10 protein-coding genes are annotated in these 23,342 nt (G+C 67.7%); 3 read left to right on the forward strand and 7 right to left on the reverse strand.

From position 1 onward, the window contains the following. Positions 1–10 precede the first annotated feature (10 nt). On the reverse strand, positions 11–1,081 hold the full coding sequence (locus FL344_RS08370) for a hypothetical protein (RefSeq protein WP_141618127.1): 1,071 nt from the start codon (positions 1,079–1,081) through the stop codon (positions 11–13). Between the two features lie 138 nt (positions 1,082–1,219). Here FL344_RS08370 and FL344_RS08375 point away from each other — a divergent pair, with 138 nt between their 5' ends. Both FL344_RS08375 and FL344_RS08380 read left to right on the forward strand, forming a co-directional pair. Further along, complete coding sequence (locus tag FL344_RS08375; RefSeq protein ID WP_141618128.1) at positions 1,220–1,669, forward strand: SRPBCC domain-containing protein; 450 nt, start codon at positions 1,220–1,222, stop codon at positions 1,667–1,669. Between the two features lie 112 nt (positions 1,670–1,781). Continuing rightward, positions 1,782–3,743 carry a DUF4185 domain-containing protein gene (locus FL344_RS08380; RefSeq protein ID WP_228564866.1) on the forward strand — a complete coding sequence of 654 codons (1,962 nt, stop codon included), beginning with the start codon at positions 1,782–1,784 and terminating at the stop codon, positions 3,741–3,743. Positions 3,744–3,749: 6 nt separating this feature from the next. Here the strand turns inward: FL344_RS08380 and FL344_RS08385 are convergent, their stop codons facing one another. The 5 genes from FL344_RS08385 to FL344_RS08405 form a co-directional block, all read right to left on the reverse strand. Next, complete coding sequence (locus FL344_RS08385; protein ID WP_141618130.1) at positions 3,750–5,069, reverse strand: MFS transporter; 1,320 nt, start codon at positions 5,067–5,069, stop codon at positions 3,750–3,752. Then, positions 5,066–5,968 carry a cupin-like domain-containing protein gene (locus FL344_RS08390; protein WP_228564867.1) on the reverse strand — a complete coding sequence of 301 codons (903 nt, stop codon included), beginning with the start codon at positions 5,966–5,968 and terminating at the stop codon, positions 5,066–5,068. Before FL344_RS08390 ends, FL344_RS08385 begins: the two co-directional genes overlap by 4 nt. A gap of 23 nt (positions 5,969–5,991) precedes the next feature. After that, positions 5,992–7,758, reverse strand: coding sequence for a radical SAM protein (locus FL344_RS08395; RefSeq protein ID WP_141618132.1), 1,767 nt, complete (start codon positions 7,756–7,758; stop codon positions 5,992–5,994). Positions 7,759–7,799: 41 nt separating this feature from the next. Further along, a complete protein-coding gene (locus FL344_RS08400; protein WP_141618133.1) occupies positions 7,800–8,774 on the reverse strand; it encodes a hypothetical protein in 975 nt (324 codons plus the stop codon). A gap of 112 nt (positions 8,775–8,886) precedes the next feature. Beyond that, positions 8,887–18,765, reverse strand: coding sequence for a non-ribosomal peptide synthetase (locus tag FL344_RS08405; RefSeq protein WP_141618134.1), 9,879 nt, complete (start codon positions 18,763–18,765; stop codon positions 8,887–8,889). A gap of 140 nt (positions 18,766–18,905) precedes the next feature. Between FL344_RS08405 and FL344_RS08410 the strand changes: the two genes are divergently transcribed. Beyond that, the gene (locus tag FL344_RS08410; protein ID WP_141618135.1) at positions 18,906–20,933 is read left to right on the forward strand and encodes a RiPP maturation radical SAM C-methyltransferase; all 2,028 of its coding nucleotides are present in this window, start codon (positions 18,906–18,908) and stop codon (positions 20,931–20,933) included. A gap of 10 nt (positions 20,934–20,943) precedes the next feature. Here FL344_RS08410 and FL344_RS08415 read toward each other — a convergent pair whose 3' ends face one another. Continuing rightward, entirely contained in the window at positions 20,944–23,325 is a 2,382-nt protein-coding gene (locus FL344_RS08415) for a M28 family metallopeptidase (protein ID WP_194863036.1), read from the reverse strand. Positions 23,326–23,342: the final 17 nt, after the last annotated feature.

Below are 23,342 nucleotides of genomic sequence, written 5' to 3' on the forward strand. Positions count from 1 at the left end.
GCCGAGCGGCTCATGTGCCCGAGCGAAGCCACTCCGCGAGTCTTGCGCGCTTCTTCCCGCGAAGGTTCGTCATCAACGCGCTGTCGCTGATGTTCCACGCTGCGCCGAGGCGCCTGGCCGTGCGCGCCACCCAATCAGGAAGTTGCATCAACTCGCATGCGCCAAGTCCCTGGATGTCCTTGTGCAGCTTTTCGTTGTCGAAGTGGGTGTCGCTCCAGGCGTTTCTATCGAGGCCATCCATTCGGGATGTCTGCCAGACACTGAACCAGCGAGGGGCGCGGCTATCCACGTTGATGTTGCAATGATGGACGAGGGAGTTCGCCGCATGGGTGTCCCCAGCCAGAAAGTAGGTTCTGAACCAGATGGCATCCAGCTCACCGAAGCCCAGGTGCCGCGCCAGGTCGAGCGCGGGCGAGCGCGCGCGACGCCCCTGGAGCAGGGCCTCCATTCGCGCGAACAGGTCGTCCATCACGGGGGTGGAGCGCGCGTGCTTGCGCAAATCCTCCAGGCGGTCCAACTCCCAGCCCTGGCTCTGCACGGCCCGCTCCACATGGGGAATGAGCGCATCGACCGAGGCGTCCGATGCATCCACCGTCAGCACGGCCAGCATGTCCAGCGACACCTGCTCACAGGCCACGACAGCGGTCTGGATGGCCTGGAGCAAGGACGGGGTGTTCGCCAGCGCCTGGAACTTTGCTTTGCGCTGCTTCGAGCCCCACGCATACGTCGTCTCCAGGTCGAGCAGGCCCTGGAGTGCTGCCTTCCAGGTTGCTCGGAGCTCGTCGTCGGAGGCTTCTTGGGGGACCGCTTCGCGTAGGAAGTAGGCGTAAGGCCGGGAGTCGGCTTCGAGCCGACCCAGGAGCGCGCGGATGACAGGGGCAGGGAGCTGCTGGCAGTTTCGCCCGAATGACCAGAGGGACGCGGGCTGCCCGTGAATGAGACTCAACGCGGCGTGTGACGCAAGGTCGGGGTCGACACCCGCTGGCAGCGCCTTGAGCGTCTTGGTGAACTGCTCCCAGTTCTGGCGGACTGGCGCGCGGAGAATGGATTCCACTTCCGCCACGGAGGGACGCTGAGGCATGCCCCGGGCTCTACCAGAAACGCTCCGGGCTCACCCGTGACGAAGCTCAATCAGCTGGTTGTGCATTGCCACGGCCGGGAATATGTTGAACCATATGGTTTAGCAATGGCGCCCACCCTCGGGTTGAAAGGAAGAGCCATGTCCTCAGCACAGAGCGTCCAGGTTCGCGTCACACGGCGTTTCAACGCGTCGCCTGAACGGGTGTTCGACGCGTGGCTCGAGCCGGAGATGGTCGGCCAGTGGATGACCGGGCCGACGGTCCGGGACGAGGAGGTGCTGCGGCTCGCCATCGACCCGCGAGTGGGCGGCAAGTTCTCCTTCTTCGTGCGGCGGGCCGGAGAAGAAATCGACCACGTGGGCACGTACCTGGAGATCGACCGTCCGCGCCGGCTCGTCTTCACCTGGCACATCGACAAGGAGGGGGACGAGCTCAGCCGGGTGACGGTGGAGATCTCCCCTCGCGACACCGGCTGTGAGCTGACGCTCACCCACGAGATGGACGCGAAGTGGGCCGACTACGCGAGCCGGACGGAGCAGGGCTGGGCCACCATGATTGACGTGCTCGTCCGCGTGCTGGCGCAGGGCTGACACTCCGGTCATCCGTCGCGCCTTGATTTGAAGGTTAATCTCGTTATGCAGCTAGAGTCGCCTCTCCCGTCCGGGTTGCACCGTGACAACCAGAGAGGTGGCCATGAAGCGCATGACGACATGGAAGCGGACGTTCCTGCTGCACGCCACGTGGGCGCTCCTGGGGGGCACCCCGGCGGCGGCCGTGACGCCGTCGAACGTGACGAAGGTCTCCCGGGTGACGGGCGCGACGCCCGCCGGTGAGCTGCTGCCGAACCCGAACCAGACGCACACGAACCACGACGTCCATGGGACGGACCTGGGCATCGTCTGGGACAAGGGCGGTGGCGAGGTGTTCGTCCTGTTCGGGGACACCTTCGGCGCGGGCTGGTGTGGCAATGGCGGCTGTGGGGGCGGCTGGCGCAGCAACGTCCTGGCGCGTTCGTCCGATACGAACCTGGCCGACGGCTTGTCCTTCTCCTCCATGATTCAGGACGGGCCTCGGCATGCGAAGGAGATCCTCGCGTCCCGGAAGGTCAACTTCGACGAAATCACCGTCATCCCCACCGCGGGCGTCACCATCGGCTCGCGGCACTACATCCACTACATGTCCATCCACCACTGGGGGGACCCGGGCATGTGGTTCACGAACCATGCGGGCATCGCGTACTCGGATGACCAGGGGCAGAACTGGGTGAAGCACCCGACGGCGCGTTGGCAGAACACGTCGGCCTGGACGAACAACTTCCAGATGGCGGCCTTCGTCAGGAACGGCGGGTTCGTCTACATGTACGCGACGCCGAACGGCCGGTTCGGGAACGTCCACCTGGCCCGCGTGCCGGAGACGGCGCTGCTGGACATCAACGCCTTCCGCTACTGGGATGGAAACGGATGGAGCGTGTCGCAAGCGGCGGCGCGGCCCGTCGCCATTGGCATCGCGGGTGAGTTGTCCGTCTCGTACCACGCGCCGCTCGGGCGCTTCCTGATGACGTACCTGAACGAGCACCGGCAGGCGGTGGTGATGCGTGACGCCGCCACGCCCACGGGGCCCTGGAGCGGAGAGAAGGTGCTCGCCAGTGGAGCCGTGTACCCGGGGCTCTACAACGCGTTCATCCACCCCTGGGGCAACACCGGAAACTCGCTGTACTTCGTCATGTCCCAGTGGACGCCGTACAACACCTTCCTCATGCGGGCCACGCTGGCCCACGACGCGCACAGCGACAACCTGCTCTCCGAGCCTGGCTTCGAGACACAGGCGGCCACGCCGGTGATGGCGCCCTGGTATCTGCAAGGCTCGGGCGGCGTGGACCGGGCGCTCGGCAACGCGCGCAGTGGGCAGGACAACGGCTTCGTGTACGCGAGCAGCGGTTGGAATGCGCTCAAGCAGCGCGTCGTCGTCCAGCCCTACACGGACTACACCCTGCGCGGCTGGGTCCGCAGCTCCGCCAACAACACCGCGGGCTACTTCGGGGCTCGCGGGCCGGGCAATGGCCCCATCCTGGGCGAGGTGCCCTTCGGTGCGCTGGGGGCCTACACGGAGCAGGTGGTCCACTTCAACTCCGGGCCGAACGCGCTCATCGAGGTGTATGGCGGCCTCTGGGCCGACAACGTTGATACCTGGCTGCAGCTCGATGACGTCAGCCTGACGCGTGGGAGCAATCTCATCCACCAGGCGGGCTTCGAGCAGCAGTCCTCCAACAACGCCACGTCGCCCTGGTACACCGAAGGCAGGGCGGGCATCGACCGGGGACTCGGCTATGCGCGCACGGGCGCCAACAACGCCTGGGCGCGGAACGACACGGGGTGGAATGCCGTGAAGCAGGAGGTCGCGGTGACGCCGAACACCCAGTACACGTTGACGGGCTGGGTGAAGACGTCCACGAACCACGCGGATGGCTACTTCGGCGCGCGGCTGCTCCGGGGCGGGCCCATCCTCAACGAGGTGCGCTTCGCCCAGCCGCTGGGCAACTACACGCAGTTGTCGGTGTCGTTCAACTCCGGCGCCCAGCACAGCGTGGAGGTGTTCGCGGGGATGTGGGCGAACAACGGCGACACCTGGATTCAGGTGGACGACCTGACGCTGACGCGGAACTGAGGCCCCTTACCGCGAAGGCGGGGAAACGGCCCCTGTGAAGGGGGGGCCTGGTGGTATTTCCTCGACTTCGCGGACGTGGCGGGCGGCATAGCCCCGCACCGCCGCGATGAGCGTCAAGAGGCCGGCGGCGATGAAGCACAGCGCGATGCCCCGGCTGCGCGCATCGAGCTGTTCCAGCGGCCCGAAGAGGGCGGGGATGGCAAAGGAGACGCCGTCCAGGTGGTCCGCCATGACGCCCGCCGCGAGGTACGCCAGCGGCTGGACGGACCAGGCAATCATCCCGCGCATGGCGAAGACGCGTCCCCGGAGTGCGGCGGGGACCTGCCCCTGCCAGATGGCCTGGCTGCTTGCATCCATGATGGGGATGCAGAATCCGGCCATGAAGGTGCAATACCCGAGCATCCTCAGGGTGGGGAACAGCCCCGCGAGCACCACGACCGTCCCCAGGCCCAGCCCGACTCCGAGCACCCCATGGATGCGGTTCTTCGGCCCGCCCCACGCGGTCATCACGACGCTCCCCAACAGGAGCCCCAGGCCCCCCGTGGACAGGAGTCCCCCGAGGACGGCGGGGTTGGCGATGTCCAGCACCAGCGGCGGAAGCAGCACCTGCATGGCGGAGAGCGAGCAGTTGGTGGTGACGGAGAACGCGAGCAGACCGAGCAGACCCCGGCGTTCCTTGAGGTAGTTCCACCCTTCGAGGGCTTGTTGCAGCGCGGAGGTGCTCGCATCCGAGGAGGCCCCGCTCCCAGTGGGCAGGCTCCGAACGAGCGACAGCGTGGTGATGGCGGCCAAGCAGCTGATGAAGTCGATCAAGACCACCGTGCCCAGGCTGGTGGCGCTCATCAGGAACCCCGCCAAGGGAGGGGCGATCAGGGGCACGGCGGCATCGCTCGCCTGGACCAGTCCGTTGGCGCGGCCCAGGTGCTTCGCGGGGACGAGTGCTGGCGTCAGGGCGGTGTACGACGTCCGCTGGAGCGCACCGCTCACCGACGCAATGGCGGTGCCCACGTAGACGTGCCAGGGCGCGAGCTGACCAAACGAGATCAGAATGGCATAGACGAGGGTGACCAACCCCGCGCCGCAATCTCCCAGACGCATCGCGTTCCGGAGATCCCAGCGATCCACCAGCACCCCCACGATGGGGGCCACGAGCACCCCGGGCAGGATGGTCAGCACGGAGATCAGCGCGAAATCCGTGACCGAGCTGGTGAGGCCATACACCCAGAGCCCCAGGGCGAAGCTGGTCAGGGCGCTGCCGAGCTTCGACACCGTCTGGCTGCCCCAGATGATGGCGAAGCGCAGCACGCCGTTCCCTGGCTCGCTCATCGCTGCTCAGACGCGGGGGACCTGCGGTGCAGAGAGGAATAGGCCTCTTGCAGTTTCATCCCCAGGGCAATGCGTGCCGCCACGGGACCGACGCGAACCGCTGACGGGATGTCCCACCACCAGAGGTTGAACGCGATGGAGGGGGAAACGGTGTGGACGCGATGCCACCAGTTCACCGGCAGGAAGAGCAGTTCGCCCGGTTCGAGGATGAAGTCGTAATCCGGCCGGAGCCCGCTCGCGGTCATCTTCCTGGCCGCTCCCGCCTCGAGGTCCACTCCGCTCAGGTCCGCAGCCCAGTCGAGCGGTGCCGGTTGGAGGCGCCGGGCCTGGTGGGGCGCATAGAGTTGCCAGCGCTTCTGGCCGGAGAGCTGGGCGTAGAGGTTGTGGGCGCGATCCCTGTGAAGCTGGGCGAAGGTGCCGCGCGGGGCGATCCAGACAGAGGATTCGGTGAGGCGGTTCAACCAGCGGGGGGCATAGTCCGGGAAGCGGACGTCCTCCCGCAGGGAGGGGACGGCCCGAAGCAGCGACGGACCCACCAGATGGTTGATGTCCTCCGGCCGCTTCCCCAGCATCTGGTCCGAGAGTTCATCCAGGTCGCTTTCGAGCGGAAGCGACGAGGAGGCCCCCACCTCGTCCAGATAGGTGGACAGCTTCATCCTCCGTGCGCCGCCCAGGGGCTCCGAAGTGCCTGGCAGGGCGCCCCGCGTGTAGAGCGCCGACCTGACGGTGATCTCGACGCCTCCGTGCATGGCGCGGAACCACTCGAACGTCCACTTCGAGAAGGCGGGCCATTCCTGGACGGCGCCGGTGAAGATGACCGGTTGTCCCGCCTTCTCCCACGACGCAATGAAGTGCTCGCGGGAGACGAGCGGAACCCGGGGGATGGCCTGAGGCATCATGGCGTGCTCCTCCATCCTCCGGGTTACTGTACGGTCACCGCCGTCTCGTGGCCGCGCCGTTTCAGGTCCAGGATCAGCAAGTCGAGCGACATGTTCTCGTCGTTCGTCGAGAAGATCTTGTTCTCGTTGAGGTACTGCGACATCTCGTTGATGAAGGTCTCGATGTACTCGACCTTCCGCGGGTAGTCGTCCTCGTCCGCGTAGCCCAGCAACGAGTCGAACGAGCTGGACCGCTCGTAGCGCTTGCGGAAGGGGGACTTGGAGTAGTCGCGCGAGGTGATTTCGAGCGGGGTGAAGAGGCGCAGCTCGAGCCTTCCTCGGACCGTGAAGAAGGGGCGGACCTTCTTCTCCAGCACGTTCTTTCGCAGGAAGTCCACGGTCATCTTGAGCTGATCCACTGTCTCACCGGGATAGTTGTGGAACAGCATCAGCTTGTTCACGATCCCCTTCTGGCTGCTGATGTCGAGGATGTTTTGCACCTGCCGGATGGAGACCCCCTTGATCATCTTCTTGAGGACTTCCTGCGAGGCGGACTCCAGGCCCCATTCGATGACGCGGATGCCGGCCTTGTGCCAGAGCTCGAGGATCTTCTCGTCGGTGAACTGGGGCTCGAAGCGGGCATAGGTGAGGATGTTCACGTCGAGGCCGCGCCGGATCAGCTCCTCGGCGATGGCCGTGCCCTCCTTCACCTCCAGCATGTCATCCACGAAGTGGAAGAAACGCGTGTTGTAGCGCTTCGCCAGGAGCTCGATGTTGTCCACCGTCTTCACGGCGTCGTTGCTGTAGTAGCCGGAGTACGTCTTGTAGTGGTTGCAGAACGTGCACTTGGCGAAAGCGCAGCCGCGCGAGGTGGACAAGGGCAACGTCGGCAGCAAGAACTTGTCGAGGTCGTAGCCATCGAAGTCCGGCCGGAAGATCGAAAGCTGGATGTCGTGGCGCGGCTCGTTGACCTGGATGTTCCCTTCCGCATCCCGGAAGACGACGCCGTCGAGCTGCTCCACGGGCTTGCCGCGCAGGAACTCCAGGAAGGTGGTCTCCGCTTCCTTGAGGAAGGCGTAGTCGATGCAGTCGTTGTTCTTGAGGTACTCTTCCTTGAAGGTGGAGGCGTCCGGTCCCCCGACGGCGATCTTCCCCTGGATGAGCGGCTTGAGGCGCCGAGCGAACCAGAGCGTGGCCTTGCGCTGAATCTGGATGACGGAGAAGCCCACCACGCGCGGGTTGAGGGCCGCCACCTCCCGGACCTTCTGGTGCAGGAAGTTCGTCACCGGGTTGTCGATTTCTCCGCCGGCCTCGTCATAGGTCAGCGCCAGGTCGATGACGATGTGCAGCATCCCGGTCAGCACGAAGATGAGCGAGGCGAGGCTGCTCTCCTGCTCGTCGCAGAAGACCTCTTCGTACTTGCGGGCCTGGAGCTTCTGCTTCACCTGTTCGACCCTGGCGAAGCCAATCTGGTTGTCGATGTAGTGCAGGTAGACGAGCGCGTTGCGGATGCGATCGAAGTCCGCCGGGACGTCGATGTGCGCCTTGGCGAGTTCAGGGAGGAACCGGTAGGCCAGATCCTTCAGCATCTCCTCCGTGAGGAGGAAATCCCGGAGCAGCACGTTGACGTCCTGCTGCTTCACCTTGAAGAAGTTCTTCCTCAGGGCCGCCGTCAACGTGGGCACCGCCAGATGCGGATAGTCCATGTTGTGGTTTGGCATCTTGAGGAGGACCGCGTCGGTGCGGCGCTCGCGGGCGGCCGGCGTGTCGGCGTTGTCCTTCCCAGGCTGGGCGGCGTTGTCGTCGGCCATGGACGGATTGCTTGCCATCGGTGTACCCCAGTGTGATTGGTTCAGCTCTTGCGACCCTTGTCGGTCGCGAGCTCCAGCGAGTTGCGCTCCAGGATCCACCTGTTGTCCACGAAGACGGGGGACTGGCACTCGTAGGTGTCGGCGATCGAATCCAGATCAAACTCCAGCACCACGCTGTTGCTGCTGTGCCGCCACTCGTTGTACTGGCCCAGCGAGGCATACCGCTCGAGGAAGGCCTGGTCGAACGCGGCGATTCGGGCCTCCACCGCGGCCTCCACCCCATAGCCTCTGCGCAGCTTCGCGATATCGGCTTCGACGGACTGCTCCTGGTTCATGATCCGCGCGAGGTGCCACAGCTCCTTCAGCGCGTAGAAGTGCTTCACGAAGCCGCCCCGGCTCAGGTTCACCGAGTCGTTCAACTGCGGCCAGCGGGACCAGAGTTCGGCGAGGGCGTTCGCCAGTTGCGCCGAGTCGTCGCCACCGGCCGTGAAGGGGACTTCGATCACCGGGAAGCGAGACAGGAGGTTTCGATCCTCCGGGCTCTCGGAGAGCTTCCGCAGCTCGGAGAGCAGCGCAGGGAGCGTCTGGGGCAGCCGCTCGGCGGTGATGCAGAACCGGAAGTCGATGATGTAGCGCCGCAGGAGGGCGGCCGTGGACCGGAGACTGTCCGCCAGTCCGGAGAAGTTGTCATGGTCCGTCAGGTGCGGCAGCAGCATGAGCTTCGGCAGCCGGCAGTCCAGGCGGGTGAGGAGGTCGACGAACGACGCATCCGGTTGCGCCGGGCTCAAGATCTTGAAGTTCGGGTCCGGCTTCTGCGAGTCCTTGCGATCCCGGAACACGCCAATGATCTGCTCGAGCTGTGCGCGTACCTGCGCGTTGTCGTGGGGCACCACGAGGAATGCTGTCAGGTGCGCGTAGTGCGTGTTGTGGTACCAGCACAGCTCCTGCTCTATCCGCGCGAGGAGACTCTGCTCATCCAGGACAGGGAGGACATACTCGACGATTCGCTTACGCAATCTTCCTCCACCTTACAGATGGCGGGCTGTTCACGATTCACACGAATTATAACGGTCGGCGGGCGTCAACGCTACCCGGGGCCATTCGCGCTGCGCTGCGTCGGCGCCGGGCCTAGCCCTCTTCTTCGGGGCGCCGCGGGGTGACGGGTTTGGGTTTGATGCGGCGCAGCCGATCGAAGTCCGAGGCGCGGCGTGTGTCTTTGAGGACGCCCTCTTGCTTGCGCTCGGTCTCCGTCTGGAGCTCCAGACGGGCGAGGCTCCTGTCCGCCCCGCTGGCGAGCTGCCGTAAGAGCAGCTCGTATTGCCGGTGCATCCGCGAAATGGTCGCCTCGTCGAAGATGTCGGCGTCGTAGCTCCACGAGGCCTCGAGCCCGCCGTCGTGCTCCGTGAGGATGACGACGAGGTCGAACTTCACCGCGTCGAAGTTGGGCGTGACCTGGCTCAAGCTCAGGTCCCCGAGGCGGAGCGGTGGCAGCGGCGTGTTCTGCAACACGAAGAGAATCTGAAAGAGCGGGTTGTAGCTCAGTGAACGCTCAATCCCGAGCTCGTCCACGACGCGCTCGAAGGGCACGTCCTGGTGCTCGTAGGCCTCGAGCGTCAGCGCCCTGACGCGCTGGAGGAGTTCCTGGAACGAGAGGGAGCCTTGAACCTGGCACCGGAGCGCGAGGGTGTTGACGAAGAACCCGATCAAATCCTCGGTGAGCGGGTGGGCCCGATTGGCCAGGGGAACTCCCACCACGACGTCCTCGCTGCCCGTCAGCCGGTGGAGCAGCGTGTAGAAGGCCGCCAGCGCGGTCATGAAGAGCGTCGTCCCCTCCTGTCTTCCGAGCTTCTGGAGCGCTTCGGTGTCCTGGGGGCTGAGCCGTCCAACGACGAGCTTGCCGCGGTGGCTCGGAACTTCGGGCCGTGGGAGCGCGGAGGGTAACGCGAGCCGCGCGGGGGCTCCGGCCAGCCGCTGGCGCCAGTACTGGAGCTGGCGCTCGAGGAGCTCGCCCTGGAGCCAGTGCCGTTGCCAGTACGCGAAGTCGGCATATTGGATTGGCAGGGGCGGCAGCGGGTTCTGCTTGCCTGCGCTGAACGCCTCGTAGAGCGCTGTCATCTCGCGGAAGAGCACTCCCAGTGACCAGCCGTCCGAGACGATGTGGTGGAGCGTCACCAGCAACGCGTGCTCCTGTTCGTCCAGCCGCAGCAGGCGAACGCGCAGCAGCGGGGGCTCGGCGAGTTCGAACGGCCGCTCCGCCTCCGCCTTCTCGATCTCCCGGGCACGCGCCTCGCGCCCGCCCGTGGGCAACGCGCGGAGGTCCTCGACCGGCATCTTCAGCGTCAGCGCCGGCACGATGCGCTGGACCGGGCGTCCCTCCTGGGACTCGAACGCGGTGCGGAGCACCTCGTGGCGCTCCAGCAGCGTCTCCACACATCGCTCGAGCACCGCCACGTCGAGCGCACCGGTGAGCCGCAGCGCTCCCGGGATGTTGTACGTCGAGGCGTGCGGCTCGAGCTGGGCGAGGAACCAGAGCCGTTGCTGCGAATAGGACAGTGGCAGGGGGGCGCCCCTGTCCACTGGGGAGAGCGGCCGCGAGGCGGCCTGCCGGGAGCGGCTTGCCGCCTCGATTCGCTCCGCCAGCGTGGCCACGGTGCCGCCCTCGAACAACGACTTCAACGGCAGCTCGATGCCGGTGGTTTCACGCACCCTGGACAGGAGCCGTGTCGCCAGCAGCGAGTGCCCACCCAGCTCGAAGAAGTTCTCGTGAATCCCGACGTGGGTCCTTCCGAGCAACTCGCGCCAGAGCGACACGAGGGTCAGCTCGGCCGCGGTGCGAGGTGCGCTCAGGGGGCCTCCAGCCTCTGGGCCGTCCAGAGGCGCTTGGGCAAGCACCCGCCGATCGACCTTGCCGTTCGGGGACAGGGGCAGTGCGTGGTGGAACACCACGGCGGATGGAATCATGTGCTCTGGGAGCTGGGGCTCCAGGTAGCCCCGCAGGTCGCCGGAGGTGAGGGCGGAGGCGTCCCTGAGGACGACATGCGCCACCAACCGCTTGGTGTCCGCGCGCTCCCCGGCTGCCACCACGGCGGCGTCACGCACCGCCGGGTGCCTGAGCAAGGTGGCCTCCACCTCACCGGGCTCAATCCGGAAGCCGCGGACCTTCACCTGGTTGTCCACCCGGCCCAGGAACTCGATGCGCCCATCGGCCCTCCAGCAGGCGAGGTCTCCCGTCCGGTACATGCGGCTGCCCGGCTCGCGGCTGAACGGGTCCGGCAGGAACCGCTCCGCGGTCAGGTCGGCATGTCCCATGTACCCACGCGCGAGCCCGTCGCCCGCGCAATACAGCTCGCCGGGCGCTCCGAGCGGCACGGGCTCGAGTCCTGCATCGAGGAGATGGACCCGCGTGCCCGTGACAGGCGCGCCGATGGGGACCGGTGCCGTGGCCTCCTCCAGCGCCTCCATGGAGTGGCAGCAGGTGAACGTGGTGTTCTCCGTGGGGCCATAGCCGTTGATGAGCCGGAGCCCGGGGTGACGATCGAGCACGCGGCGCACGTGGGTGGGGGAGAGCACGTCTCCGCCCGCGAGGAGCTGCCGCACCCCCGAGAGTGCCTCCAGGTGGTGCTCCACCACGTTGTGAAAGAGCCCGGCGGTCAGCCACAGCGTGGTGACCCGATGCCTGGCCAGGGTGTCCTCGAGGCGCTCGAGTGATGTCCCGTCGCCGGGGAACAGGACCAGGCGGCCACCGTTCAACAGCGGCCCCCAGAGCTCCAGCGTCGCGGCATCGAACGAGAATGGCGCGAGGTGGAGGAAGGCATCCTCCGCGGACAGCGTCACGTAGTTGGGGGCGGTGACGAGGCGGACCACGGCCCGGTGGGGGATGCAGACGCCCTTCGCCTGGCCGGTGGAGCCCGACGTGTACATGACATAGGCGAGGTTCTCGGCTCCCACCGCGTCCGGCACGCCTCCCGCGGACTCACCGGCGATGGTCGACCATCCGGCGTCGAGGCAGAGCCGGTCCGCGAGGGTGCCCTCGAGCGTCGGCTCCAAGGCCTCCTCGGTGAGGACGAGCCTCGCGTCCGCGTCCGTCAGCATCCGCGTGAGGCGCTCCCGTGGGTGGCCCGGCTCGAGAGGCAGGTATGCCCCCCCTGCCTTCAGGATGCCCAGCATGCCGATCACCCTCTCGAACGAGCGGCGCACATACAGGCCCACCCGGGTGTCGGGTCCAACGCCGCGGCGCCGGAGGTGATGCGCAAGCTGGTTGCTGCGTCGATCCAGTTCCCCGTACGTCAATCGCTGGTCGTCCAACTCGACGGCGACGGCGTGTGGGTTCCGGGTGGCCTGCTCCTCGAAGCGCTGGTGGATGGTCGCATCGCGCGGGTACCCACGCCCGGTGCTGTTGGCCCGGGTCATCACCGCCACTTCCGGCTCGGTGAGCAGCGGGAGCCGCGCAATCGGTGCGCCGGGGTGTTCCAGCGCTCCCCGGAGCAGCCGCTCGAAGTGCTCGGCCATGCGGGACACCGCCTCGGTGGTGAGCCAGGTGGTGTCGAACTGCCAGCTCGCCACCCAGCCTTCACCCCTTTGCTCGATCTCGAGCAGGAGATCGAACTTCGCCTGCTCGGGCAGCACCTCCTCGAAGGAGGTCTTCAGGCCCGGTAGGGTGGGGCCCCCGCCGGGCGTGTCCCGCAGGAGGAACATGAGCTGCAGGAAGGGCGGCCGGCTGGACGTGCGGACTGGCCGGACAGCCTCCACCAGCTTTTCGAATGGCAGATCCTGGTGCGCGAGGGCGGTGAGGGCCACCTCGCGTACCCGTGCCACGAGCTGCTGGAACGTCACGTGCTCGGGAAGGTGGTTTCTGAGGACCAGCGTGTTCACGAAGAACCCGGCCACCCCTTCGAGTGCCCGATGGGTCCGGTGCGCCACCGCCGTGCCGACCACGAGATCGCGTTGCCCGGTGTGCCGGTACAGCAGCGCGTCGAATGCGGCGAGCATCGCCATGAAGGGCGTAGCGCCCTCTGCGTGGCAGAGCGCGTGCAACGAGGCCATCAGTGGCGCGGGCAGGGGGCGCCGGACGACGCCAGCCGGACCGGGGACGCTGGAACGCGTCCGGCGGGACAGGGGGAGCTCAAGCTCCGTTGGTGCGCCCTCCAGTGTCCTCCGCCAATGCGCGAGCTGCTCCGCTTGCACTTCGTCATTGAGCCACCCGCGCTGCCACACCGCGAAGTCGGCGTACTGCACCTCCAGCGCTGGCAGCACCGCCTCACGCCCGGCGCTCCGGGCGCCATAGAACTCGGCCAGGTCCCGGAAGAGGAGGTCGAGCGACCACGCGTCGCACACGACGTGGTGGAGTACCACCACCAGGCGGTGCTCCTCTTCGCCCAACTGGAGCAGCCGCGCGCGCATCAGCGGCGCTCGTGAGAGATCGAAGGGGCGGGCGGCCTCTGCGCGGACCAGCTCCTCCGCGCGAGCCTCCCGTTGCCCGGGAGGCAGCGCGCGCAGGTCATCCACCTCGAAAGGCAGTTCCACCGCGGGCTCGATGAGCTGGACCGGTTCACCATCCCGCTCGAGCAAGCGGGTCCGCAGGATTTCGTGCCGCCGCGTCAGCTCGCTCAGGGAGAACTCGAGCGCGGCGGCATCGAGCCTTCCAACGAGGTGGAGCGTCCCGGGCATGTTGTAGGCGGCGCTGCCGGGGTCCATCTGGGCCAGCAGCCACAGCCGTTGCTGCGCGAAGGACAGTGGCGGTGGTGAGGTGCGGCTGGCGCGGACGAGCGGCGGAGTGGCACGGGGGGCGGGGGTATTTCCGGCCTGTTCGATTCGCGCCGCCAGCGCCGCGATGGTGCCCTCCTCGAACAATGCCCTGAGTGGCAGTTCCACCCCGAACGTGCTCCGGAGCCGGGCGAGGACCTGCATGGCCAGCAATGAGTGGCCTCCCAACTCGAAGAAGCCCTGGTCGATGCCCACGCGCTCGAGCTGCAGGACGTCCGCCCAGATTCCGGCGAGCATCGCCTCGGTCTTCGTTCGCGGCGCTTCTCCTTCGAACGAGGAGGGCGGGGGAGGCAGGGCGCGCCGGTCCACCTTTCCGGAGGAGCCATACGGGAACGCGGCGAGCCGGACGATCGCGGCCGGCACCATGTACGGGGGCAGCCGCGCGGCGAGCTGAGCGCGCAGGGCCGACGGCGCCACTTCCGGTGCGGCAACCGCGTACGCGATGAGCCGCGCCTCCTTTCCCGCGTTCTCCCCCTGGAGGAGGACGATGGCGTCGCGGACGCCCTCACAGGCGCGGAGCGCGGTTTCAATTTCACCTAGCTCCACGCGGAAGCCCCGGACCTTCACCTGGTCGTCGGCGCGGCCCAGGTACTCCAGCACGCCGTCCGCACGCATGCGGGCCAGATCGCCGGTGCGGTACATGCGGCTGCCCGGCGTGGTGGCGTGCGGGTCCGCCATGAAGCGCTCGGCGGTCAGCGCGGGATCGCGGAAGTAGCCTCGGGCCAGGCCCTCACCCGTCAGCCACAGCGCCCCCACGCCGCCAGCCGGTACGGGCTCGAGCCGCCCATCGAGGACGTAGGCGCCCATTGTCCGCAGCGGTTGTCCGATGGGGACGTCGTCCAGCCCCGTTGTCGTCGCGGCGGACAGGTCGTGGCAGGTGGCGGACACCGTTGCTTCGGTCGGCCCGTAGACGTTGATCAGGTGAATGGACGGTGGCGCGTGGCGGTGCCACTGCGTCACCCGGTCGGCGCGCACGCGCTCCCCTGCGACAATCACGAAGCGAAGCGACGAGGGAAGCGTGAGGCCCCTCTCGGCCATCGCGGCGACCACCGTGTGGAAGAAGGCGGTCGGCAGGTCCAGCAGCGTCACCGCCCACCGTTCACACCCGGCGAGGAATCCCTCCACGGTATCGAGCATCGCCGCGTCACGGAGGACGAGCGTGGCGCCCGTGCAGAGCGCGAGGAAGATCTCCTCCACGCTGGAGTCGAAACTGAGGGAGTTGAACTGGAGGACGCGATCCTCGGGGACGACGCCAAAGCGCACCCGCTCGGCCTGGACGAGGCTTGCGAGGGCGCGATGGGACACCATGACGCCCTTGGGCCGCCCGGTGGAGCCAGACGTGTAGATGACGTAGGCGAGGTTCTCCGGCGTCACGGCGGAGGGCGGCGGCTCATGGCGTGTCTCCCCGGCCTCCACCGTCACCACAGTGACGCCCTGGCTGGCGAAGAAGGCCGCGTGGGACGCATGGGTGACGGCGATTCGCGCCTCCGAGTCCGCGAGGACGTCCGCGCGCCGCGCGTTGCTGAACTCCGGGTCCAGCGGTACGTAGGCCCCTCCCGCCTTGAGAATCCCGAACACCGCGATGAGCTGCTCAATCGAGCGTTCGAGGTAGAGCACCACGCGGGTGTCGGGTCCTACGCCCATCTCGCGCAACCGCCAGGCCAGCGCGTTGGCCCGGGCGTCCAACTGCCCATAGGTCAGCGAGTCCTCTCCGGACAGGATGGCGGCCGTCTCCGGCGAGTGCCGCGCGCGCGCCTCGAACCAGGTGTGAACGCAGGCGGGCGATGGCGTCTCCAGGGCTCGCCCCCATGCGAGCAACCGCGCCCGGTCTTCCGCGGGGTCGAGCTTCAGCGCGGCCAGCGGCGCATCGGGCTGGTCCACGGCGCTGTGCAGCAGCGACTCGTATCTCCGCAACAGCCGCTCGGCCGTCCCGGGCTCGAAGAGGTCCACGTTGTATTCGAGCGCCACATGGAAGCGCCCGTCGAGTTCAGCGATGGAGATGGCGAGGTCGAGCTGGGCCGTTCCGAGCTCCAGCTCCAGGGACTCCATGGCCACACCCGCGAGCGAGAGCCGCGCGCCGCCCGTGCCCTGGGCCAGGGCCGCCAGTCCTTTCTCGCTTCGCGGCGGAGATTGCTGGAAGGAGAAAATCGTCTGGAACAACGGGGAGCGGCTCGCCTGGCGCAGGGGGGCCAGACGCTCGACGAGGAGGCTGAACGGCATGGCCGCGTGTTCGAGCGCCTCATGGACGGTCCGGCTCGCTTGCGCCATCAACGCGCGGAACGAGAGCCCATCATCCAGTTCCAGGCGCAGCACCAACGGGTTGACGAAGTACCCGACCGTCTCCGCCAGCTCGGCGCGATCGCGGCCCACGGTAGGTACTCCCACCCAGAGCTCCCGCTGGCCATTGTGCCGGTGCAACAGCGTGGCATACGCCGCGAGCAACGGGGCGAAGGGAGTCGCCGTTTCGCGGCGAAAGAGCTCCTTCAACCGCGCCGTGAGCGCCGCGTCCAGCACGCGCTCCTTTCTGCCGCCGCGGTACGTCTGCACCGGCGGGCGGGGGTGATCCGCCAGGTGCTCGAGGACCGGCGGGGAGCCCGACAGCCGGTGCCGCCAGTACTCCCAGACGCGCTGTCCGTGCTCACCTTCGAGCCGTTCCTGCTCCCAGCGCACGCCGTCCGCGTAGGTGGCCGCGGGGGCGGGAAGCACCGCCGCGACACCGTCCCGCTCGGCGGGGTAGAGCGCGGAGAGTTCCCGGGCAAGCTGTCCGAGCGACCAGAAGTCCGCGATCAGATGATGCGCCACCACCAGCAGTACCTGCTCGGTCCCGCTCCGCCGGTACAGCCGGACCCGAAGCAGGGGACCCCGCTGGAGCTCGAACGGGAGCGAGGCCTCTTCGCGGAGCCGGGCGCGCAGCGTGTCGTCACTCCAGGCGGAGGCGTCCTCGTAACGGAAGCCGGCTTCTCCTTCCGGGTGGACCCGCTGGAAGGGCGTCCCTTCATGCGCGTGGAACGTGGTGCGCAGGCTGGGGTGGCGCTCGACGAGCCGGTGCACCGCGCGCCGGAGCAGTCCCTCGTCGAGCGGCTCCAAGACGCGGAGCGCCGCGGCGATATGGTAGGCGGCGCTGTCGGGCGCGAGCTGGTGCATGAACCACAGCGCGCGCTGGCCGTGTGACAGAGGGAAGTCACCTACCTCCGCGCTGGCCGGGCGCTCGGGCTGCCAGTGCGCGCCGGCTGCGCGCGCCGCTTCGACCCCAGCGGCGATCTCCGCCAGGTTGCGGCTGCCCAGCAAGCGCGGCAACGGCACGATGACGCCCCATCGAAGCTGGAGCCGGTGCTGGAGCTCCACGCTCGACAGCGAGTCCAGGACCAGTTCCTCCAGGCCCGCCGTGGCGGCAACTGGCAGCGAGAGAACCTGGGAGACCTCCTCCGCGACTTCGCGCCACAGCGGCGAGTCCTCGAAGCCGGGCGGCGCGCTCTCTGCCGCGGTGAGGGGCCCTGTCCTTGCCGTGTCCGGTGTGGCGTGTGCCAGGACCTGCAGCTCGCCCGCGAGGAACGCCGCGCGGCACGCATGTCGTTGAATCTTCCCGCTCGACGTCTTGGGGACCGAGCCTGGTTCGATCAGGACCACCGAGGAGGCCATCAGCTCGTGCTGCTCGGCCACCGCTCTGCGAATCGCGCTGATGACCTCGTCGAGGCCGCTTTCCACGCGCTGCGCGTTGGCCTCGTAAACGACCACGAGCTGCTCAGTGCCATCCGCTTCCACGGAGAATGCCGCGCCAGAGCCGGGGCGCACCGCCGGGTGGCATTTCTCGACCGTGAACTCGATGTCTTGGGGGAAGTGGTTGAGCCCGCGGATGATGATGAGGTCCTTTGCGCGCCCGGTGACGAAGAGTTCACCGTCGCGGAGGAATCCAAGGTCACCCGTGCGGAGAAACGGGCCCTCGCCCGTGCCGCGCAACCGGGCCTGGAAGGTCCGCGTGGTGGCCTCGGGTTGGCCCCAATAGCCACCGGCCACGCTCGAACCCGAGACCCAGATTTCGCCAATCTCCCCATCGCGCCGGAGCTCGAAGGTTTCCGGATCCACGACAGCCAACCTGCCGTCGATCACATTCCGTCCGGAGCCCACCAACGCGTGTGCCGCGGCGTGCCCGGCCTCCACCGGGATGGCCTGGCCCCTCTGGAGCGCCTGTCCGTCGAAGGACGCCACCTGGGGGGCTTGCCCCACCTCCGAGCCCGAGACGATCAGTGTCGCCTCCGCGAGCCCGTAGCAGGGATAGAACATCTCGCGGCGGAACCCGACCGGGCCGAACGCCTGTGTGAAGCGATCGAGGGTCTCGGGACGGATGGGTTCGGCGCCGTTGAAGGCCACGCGCCAACTGCTCAAATCCAGACCCTCGCGCTGCTCCGGACGGATTTTTCGCGCGCACAGCGCATACGCGAAGTCGGGTCCTCCGCTGGTGGTGCCGCGGTACCGGGAGATGGCCTTCAGCCAGCGCAGGGGCTGCTGGAGGAAGTCCATCGGAGACATGAGCACGGCTGGGTAGCCCGTGTAGAGCGGCTGGAGGATTCCGCCGATGAGCCCCATGTCATGGTAGGGCGGCAGCCAGATGATGGCCCGGCTTGTCGGGTCCTGCCGGAAGCACCGCCGGATTGCCTCCAGGTTGTGCAAGAGATTGCGGTGGGTGAGCGTTACTCCCTTCGGCAGGCTGGTCGAGCCGGAGGTGTACTGGAGGAAGGCGAGTGAGTCGCCGGAGAGCGGCGGCGGCGTCCACGCATCCGAGGCGCGATCGTCGACTTCATCCGTGACGATCCAACGCAGTTGAGCCAGCTCGGGGGCGATTGGATAGAACTGGCGGAGCAGCTCCAGGTGCTCGCTCCGGATGAGGCCGGCGGCGGCCTGGGCGTCGGTGGCGATCGCCTGGAGCCGCAGGAGCGAGCGGTCGTGCCGTGGCGGGTACACGGGGACCGCCACCATCCCGGCGTAGAGGCAGCCGAAGAACGCGGCGATGTACTCCACCCCTGGCACATAGAGGAGCAGGATGCGGGTGCCCGGCGGTAGCTCCGCCAGCCGGGCCGCGATGGCCCGGGCGCGACGATCCAGCGCGGCGTATGTCAACCGGTCTTCCTGCGTCTCGCCATCTACCAGGAAGGTGTAGAGGCCGAAGTCCGGCGCTCGTTGAGCTCGCTCGCGCAGAAGCTCCACCAGCGTGAGCGCGTGGGCAGGATTATCGCTGTGATGGCTCATTTGGCGTGGGCATTCTATGCCCAGTTTGGAGCCCGCCGCATCCCGGAGCGGAGCGGGCGGTGGCTTTGCCACAGGGCGTCTGGAGAGGAGTTTCGTGCTGCGGTAAAGTCTTTCCTCTCCCGTCTCCGCGTGGGTGCCTTTTGAGGATCTGTCTCATCGCGCTTCCCTGGTCTCTGTACCGCCATCCATCGGCCGCCCTGGGCGCGCTGTGCGCCTACCTGAAGCAGCAGGAGCCCACGCTCGAGGTGGTGTGCCGTTCTGACTTTCTCGACGCGGCGGCTGCGCTCGGTTTCGGCTGCTACGACCGGATCTCTCAGTCCTCTTACGATGTCGGCGAAATGTTGTACGCAGCGCTGTGTTTTCCGGAGAGGAAGGAGCAGGTGCGCGCCTTCTTCATCTCGCGGATGGAGGAGTCAGGTGCGCCGCTCACGGGAGCGGGCAGCTTCCTCGACCCGAAGATTCACGGCGAGCGTCCTACCTGGTCGAGCGCGTTCGACGTCATCCAGGCCCGCTTGGAGGCGCACCTGGACCGCGTGGCGGAAGAGGTGGCCGGACGCTACCAGCTCGTTGGTTTGACGACTTGCTTCGGACAGCTCTTCGCGAACCTGGCGCTCAGCATGCGCATCAAGCGGCGCTCCACCGGGACGCGGATTGTGCTCGGAGGTTCGACGGTCTCCGAGCGCGTCGGTCCCTCTCTCTTGAAGGAGCTCGACTGCTTCGACTACGTCATCCAGGGTGAGGGCGAGCAGCCGCTGCTGGCGTTGGCGCGCGGACTGGCCGCTGAAGAGGACGTCAGCGGCCTGAAGGGGCTCATCACGCGAGAGACCGCCAGCGCCCTGCCGCGCGGCGCGCCCTTCTGGGAGGTGTCCGACGTCAACAGCCTGCCCATCCCTGATTACAGCGAGTACGCGACCCGGGCGGAGGCGCTCAACTTCCTCTGGCTGATGACGGTGGAGGGCTCCCGGGGCTGTTGGTGGGATCGGGCGAAGCGGACTGGCAACCCCAAGGCGACGTGTCACTTCTGCAACCTGAACGTGCAATGGAGTGGCTACCGCGAGAAGGGGGCCGAGCGGCTCGTCTCGGAGGTGGTGGCCCTCAACGAGCGCTACCACAACAACGTTCTTTTCTTCCTAGACAACATCATTCGGCTCAAGGGGGTGGATGAGTTCGCGCAACGGCTCATCGATACCGGCAAGGACTGGGTCATCTTCTATGAGATGCGTGCCAACATCCGTCCCCACGAGCTGTTGATGTTGTGGCAGGCCGGTGTCCGGTTCGTCCAGTTCGGTATCGAGAGTCTCTCCGAGTCGTACTTGAAGCGGATCGGCAAGGGGACGTCGGTCATCACCAACCTGCAGGTGATGAAGATCTGCCATGAGCTGGGAATCTCGAACGGCGCGAATCTCCTCACCGACTTCCCTGGCGGGCGGCCAGAGGAAGTGGCGGAGACCTGCGAGACCATCCAGCGGTACGCGCTCGGCTACGAGCCGCTCTCGGCCAACCGTTTCTGGCTCGGACGCGGGGCCACCGTCCAGGTGCTGAGCCAGGAGTATGGGGTCCGCAACCTGCGCAACGCCGACTTCTACCGGGCCGGGTTGCCCGAGGCGCTCTACGAGCGGCTGTACCTGCTCGATCTGTCGTACGACCAGGACGGACCCGTGGCTGACTGGAGCCACGTCCGCGCGCTCTGCAAGCAGTGGGGGGCCGCTTACTCCGCAGCACGCGCCAGCGAGTACCGGCACCTGCTGACGTACCTCGACAGCGGGCAGTCCATGCGCATCTTCGATGCGCGGACCGGTGTGCTCCGGACATCCGTGTTCAAGGGCCTCGCGCGCGATGTCTACATGTACTGCGCGGAGATACGCCGCTGGGACGATCTCAACCAGGAGTTCATCGAGCCGGGCAGGGCCACCGCGCAGCAGCTTGCGGAGCTCCTCGAGGGGTGGAACCAGCAGGGCTTGCTGTACCGGGAAGGGGAGCGCTTGGAGGGGGGCCGGTTCCTCTCACTGGCCCCCGCCTTCACGCCTGAGCTGGCGTCGCGGCGCATCCGTGCGGCCCACGCGGCGGAATTGAAGCGGCGCGGCGCCAGGGCGGATGCGCCGAAGCCCCATCCCATGCCTCCTCGCGCGGGTGACAAGGCCCCGCCGCCCGTCCAGGTGAAGGCGTAGGCCGGGCGGGTCAGAGCCGGATGGTGGCGTACGTGGAGACGCGCAGGTTCGCTGTCGTCCACGCGGGGAGCCGCGAACGCGCCTCTTCGAGCGGCGGCGTCCATTCCGCGAAGAAGGCTTGTACGTCCACCGGCACCTCCTCCTGGCCTCTCAGATGCAGCGAGACCTCGTAGTGCCCCCCTGGCGGTGCGAGCACGTCGAGGACATAGACCGAGTCCTCCGGCGCCAGTGGCGGGAGGGGGGCCGGGAGCGACCATCCCGCGAGGGCGGCCCGCGGAATCCGCACCCGGCCGAGGTATGCCGCGCCCAATTGGAGGCGCAGCCGCACGGTTCGGAGCGCGGTAGTTCCGTCGTCCTGTGATTCGAGCACCTCGACCTGGGGTGCAGGCAGATCCGCGGGCGGCACTGGCGCGGTGTAACCACCGCGAAAGCCCGGCATCCGCGCGGCCGCTTGAAGGGGCCCGGGCTGCCCGGAGAGCGCGGCGCGCGGGTCGGGAAAGTCCCAGCTCGAGTAATGCACCTCACTGCGGCCCTCCTGAAGGCGGTGCTCCAGCCAGAGCCGCTTGGGCCGTTCGGGCGTGTACGGGAAGCGCAGGAGCAGCGCGGCCAGGAAGGCCACGCTCACCGTGGCGAAGGCCGTGGTCGATGGGCCGAAGCGGGACTGCTCCTGGACAGGGGCAAGTCCGAGCACGGTCGCCAGGGCCACCGGCAGCGCTGCCAGCAGTGCCACGAGTGGATCGAGTGGTACCCCCAGCCGAAGGTGGCCCGCCACCGGGACGAAGAGCTCCAGCAGGGAGCGCCCCATCTGCACGGTCAGCAGCAAGCCCGGCACCCAGCCCACATACAGGGCCATCATCCGAGCGCGAGGCGAGGCGAGGAAGGTGGCGGCGATGAGCCCGAGCGCGCCGCCCAGGGTCCACCACAGCGCCAGGTAGGCGGTGCCAAGCCCCAGAAGCTGCAACGCTCCCAGTGTCAGCACCCACAGCCAGAGCCCACCGAGCCAGGCCGTGAACACGCGCTCCTGGGGCGCCACGCCCCGGGCAGCCAGTCTTCGCGCCCACAGCGCGCGGGGGAGCAGCGCCCCAGTCACAGCGAGCGTGCCGAAGGCCGCGACGGCCAGCCACGGCGAGGCGTACCAGCCATGTGGGCGTTCGAATGCGTAGTGGGGCAGGAAGCCGAAGGCAATCGGCACCACCAGCGCCACCGCGAGCGAAAGCGTACAGAAGCCGAGCCCCTCGGCGGCCAGGGACAGGCGGACGAGTTTCCGCCGTGAGGCGAGGACGGTGGCGCCAGCCACCAGCAGCGCGGCGGCCGCGGCCCAGGCCCACGCCGCGTGGGCGCCGTACTGGAGCATCCAGCGCCCCAGCACGTCGTAGTAGATGGACGGGCCCGAGCCTTTCCCGTCCGGGAATGGCCGTGTGGCGAGCTCGCGTGTCACGGCCAGCGCGCTTTCGCCCATGTGCTGAAGGCTTCCGGGTTCTACCCGCTCAGGCCGATCCAACGGGGAGTGCACCGCATAGCCATCCCGGAAGAGGGCGAGATCCAATCCGGAGATGCCCGCGCTGCGGTACACGTGGCCGTCGGTGCCCGCCGGAACCAGTCGATGCTGGAAAAGGTCCTGGCCCAGCACGTCGCCGAACGGTTGGGGCACGGCCCGGGCATAGGCCTCCAGGAGCCAGGACGCGTCCGGCCCGGCCTGGAAGAGGATTGCCCGGCCGCCCAGCCCGGTGGCCTCGAGGTTCAGGAAGGTGCGGACCTGGCTCGCCCACCGGTGCTGCATGAAACCGGCTGCGCCGAGCAGGCCATATTCCTCGGCTCCATTGAAATTGAAGAGGACCGTATTCTCGAGCTCCGGTCCGTTCGCGAGTGCGCGCGCGACCTCGACCATCGCGGCGATTCCGAGCGCGTCGTCCGCCGCTCCGGCGCCCTCGGGAGAGCTGTCGTAATGGGCCGAGAGGAGCACCGCGTCCGGCCTGCGTCCCGGCAAGCGGGCCACCACGTTCCGGACGGTGTAGGCGACGAGGGTGTCGTCATCGAGATAGAGCCCCTCCGCCTCCTGAATCTCGACCTCGAGGCGCGGAAGCTCGCGCAGCACGCTGGCCAGGTAGGTGGCTGCCTCCTGGTGGGCGGGGGTGCCGGGGATGCGCCGGCCGATGCCATCTGCCAGGTGCCGCATGACGCGCTGGGCACGCACTTCGGAGAACTCGGTGGAAGGCGCGTCCGCGGTGCGGGGACTGGGTGTCCGGATTGCTCCGGCCTGGATGGCGACGACCACCAGGGTGAGCCCCAATCCGAGCAGCCAGGGGCGAAGCGCGCCAAACCACGAGGAGGGGGATGGAGGGGCCACGTCGTACCGTGCGAGAGGCGCCACCGTCGCGGCGGCCGTGCCCACGCGAGTCTAAGAGTTCA

This window comes from Myxococcus sp. AB036A, assembly GCF_006547355.1.
GTDB lineage: Bacteria > Myxococcota > Myxococcia > Myxococcales > Myxococcaceae > Myxococcus > Myxococcus virescens.

Coding starts and splice junctions, on each gene's coding strand:
- FL344_RS08370 (WP_141618127.1), bottom strand. CDS start 1,081: ATGCCTCAGCGTCCCTCCGTGGCGGAAGTGGAATCCATTCTCCGCGCG.
- FL344_RS08375 (WP_141618128.1), top strand. CDS start 1,220: ATGTCCTCAGCACAGAGCGTCCAGGTTCGCGTCACACGGCGTTTCAAC.
- FL344_RS08380 (WP_228564866.1), top strand. CDS start 1,782: ATGACGACATGGAAGCGGACGTTCCTGCTGCACGCCACGTGGGCGCTC.
- FL344_RS08385 (WP_141618130.1), bottom strand. CDS start 5,069: ATGAGCGAGCCAGGGAACGGCGTGCTGCGCTTCGCCATCATCTGGGGC.
- FL344_RS08390 (WP_228564867.1), bottom strand. CDS start 5,968: ATGATGCCTCAGGCCATCCCCCGGGTTCCGCTCGTCTCCCGCGAGCAC.
- FL344_RS08395 (WP_141618132.1), bottom strand. CDS start 7,758: ATGGCCGACGACAACGCCGCCCAGCCTGGGAAGGACAACGCCGACACG.
- FL344_RS08405 (WP_141618134.1), bottom strand. CDS start 18,765: ATGAGCCATCACAGCGATAATCCTGCCCACGCGCTCACGCTGGTGGAG.